The sequence below is a fragment of the Sphingomonas bacterium genome (assembly GCF_903643065.1).
In the GTDB taxonomy this organism is placed as follows: domain Bacteria; phylum Pseudomonadota; class Alphaproteobacteria; order Sphingomonadales; family Sphingomonadaceae; genus Sphingomonas.
This window is the reverse complement of sequence record NZ_CAHJWX010000473.1, coordinates 1-2,558: the sequence shown is the minus strand read 5'-3', so window position 1 is coordinate 2,558 and position 2,558 is coordinate 1. Positions and strand designations below refer to the sequence as shown.

The following is a 2,558-nucleotide window of genomic DNA, read 5'->3' as shown; positions in this document are numbered from 1 at the left end:
CCGACCAGCGCTTCGACTTCACGGTGCGCAAGCCCTTCACCGCGCGCTTCGAGTGCAGCCGCGTCAACGCGCGGGCGGGGTGCAGCCCGGTGGAGCAGGCCTTCGTCCGCTTCTCCGCCGCCATCCCGCGCGCGCAGGCCGAGGCGGTCCGCATCGAGCTGCCTGACGGCCGGCAGCTCAAGCCCAGCTTCGGCAAGGACGACGCCAAGGCGACCACGTTCGACGCGGTCGGCTTCGCGCCGCCGCTGCCCTTCGCGACCGGCGCCAGGGTGATCCTGCCGGCGCAGGTGCGCGACGAGAGCGGGCGGCCGCTCGCCAATGCCGAGCGGTTCCCGCTGGCGGTGCGCTTCGACCAGGCGCCGCCGCTGGTGAAGTTCGCCGGCAGCTTCGGCATCCTGGAGGCGCGGGAGGGCGGCGTGCTGCCCGTCACCGTGCGCAACGTCGAGCCGGCGCTACGCCAGGCGAACCTCGCCATCGGCGGCACCGCGCTGCGCGTCGGCGACAGCGACGGGCAGGTCGCGCGGTGGCTGCGCACCGTCGACACGGCGGACGACGAGCGGTCGGCGGACATCAAGCACGGCGACGAGGTCGTCGGCCAGCGCAACCTGACCGGCGACACGTCGATCATGCCGGCCGGCCAAGGTCGCGCGATGCGGCTGCCGCTGCCGGGCCGGGGCCGCGATTTCGAGGTGGTCGGCATCGACCTGAAACAGCCCGGCTTCTACGTCGTCGAGCTGGCCAGCCCCGCGCTCGGGCGCGCGCTGCTCGGGCGCGCCGCGCCGCGCTACGTCGCCACCGCCGCGCTCGTCACCAACTTGGCGGTGCATTTCGAATGGGGTCGCGAGCGCAGCCTCGCCTGGGTCACCTCGCTCGACACCGGCAAGCCGGTCGCGGGCGCGCAGGTGCGGATCACCGACAGCTGCGACGGGCACCAGCTCGCGCACGGGACCACCGACCGTTCGGGCGGCGTGCTCGTCCCGCCCTCCGCCGGCCTGCCCGAGCCGCAATCCTATGGCAGTTGCGAATATGGCAGCCATCCGCTGATGGTCTCCGCGCGAACGGGCGGCGATTTCTCCTTCACGCTGACGCGGTGGAGCGACGGCATCACCCCGTCCGATTTCGAGCTGCCCTATGGCTATGAGGCCCCCGCCGACACGCTGCACACGATCTTCGACCGCGCGCTGGTGCGGCAGGGGGAGACGGTGCACATGAAGCATCTGCTGCGCCGCCAGGTCGGCGCCGGCTTCGCGATCCCGCAAGGGTTCACCGGCACGCTCAAGCTGTCGCATCGCGGCTCCGATACCGAGTTCGAGCTGCCGCTGAGCATCGGCCGGGACGGATCGGGCGAGACGATCTGGAACGTGCCGGCAAGCGCGCCGATGGGCGATTACGACCTCAAGGCCGAGGCCGCAGGCCGCGAGATCGCGTCGGGCCAGTCGGTCAAGGTCGACGAATACCGGCTGCCGACGATGCGCGCGACCGTGACCGGGCCCAAGGGCGCGAGCGTGCGGCCCGCCAGGCTCTCGCTCGACCAATATGTCGGCTATCTGTCCGGCGGCGGCGCCGGCAACCTGCCCGTCGAGACGCGGATCGGCTGGTTCGCGCACGAGGGGACGCCCGACGGCTATGAGGGATACAGCTTCGGCGGCGCGGCCGTGGCGGAGGGGACGAAGGCGCTCAACAGCGACACCGACGACCAGCCGACGCCGCTGCCGCCGACGCAGACCTTGCCCGGTCAGCTCGGCCCCGACGGCACGCAGCGCCAGACGGTCGACGTCCCCGCGCTCGACCGGCTCGCCGACATGCAGGTCGAGATGGACTACCAGGACGCGAACGGCGAGACGCTGACCGCGAGCCGCACGATCCCGATCTTCCCGTCCGCCGTGCAGCTGGGCGTCAAGACGGACGGCTGGCTGATGAAGCAGGACGATCTGCGGCTGCGCTTCGTCGCGCTCAACACGGACGGCCGGCCGATCAAGGGCCAGCATGTATCGGTGGCGCTCTACTCGCGCCAGATCCTGACCGCGCGGCGCCGGCTGATCGGCGGTTTCTACGCCTACGACAACCAGATGAAGACGACCAGGCTGTCGGGGACGTGCGACGCGACCACCGACGCGCAGGGGCTGGCGCGATGTGCGATCGATCCGGGCGTGTCGGGCGAGGTATACGCGGTCGCGACGACGAGCGACCGCGACGGCCATGTCGCGCGCGCGGTCGCGTCGGTGTGGCTGGCGGGCGACGACGCCTGGTGGTTCGGCGGCGACAATGGCGACCGGATGGACGTCGTCCCCGAGCAGCAGAGCTATCGCGCGGGCGAGACCGCGCGCTTTCAGGTGCGCATGCCGTTCCGCCACGCGACGGCGCTGGTGACGGTGGAGCGCGAGGGCGTGCTGGCGAGCTTCGTCACCGAGCTGGACGGCACCGATCCGGTCGTCTCGGTCAAGCTGCCGGGGGCGTACGCGCCCGACGTGTTCGTCTCCGTACTCGCGGTGCGCGGGCGGATCACGCAGAGCTGGGGCGGCTGGCTGCACCGGCTGGGCGAGCGGCTGGGGCTCCTC

General features: G+C 72.0%; 1 protein-coding gene. It reads left to right on the top strand.

Annotated features, from left to right (window positions below):
• A partial coding sequence (locus tag HUU95_RS14040) for an MG2 domain-containing protein (protein ID WP_254602814.1) occupies positions 1-2,558 on the top strand: 2,558 nt, incomplete at both ends.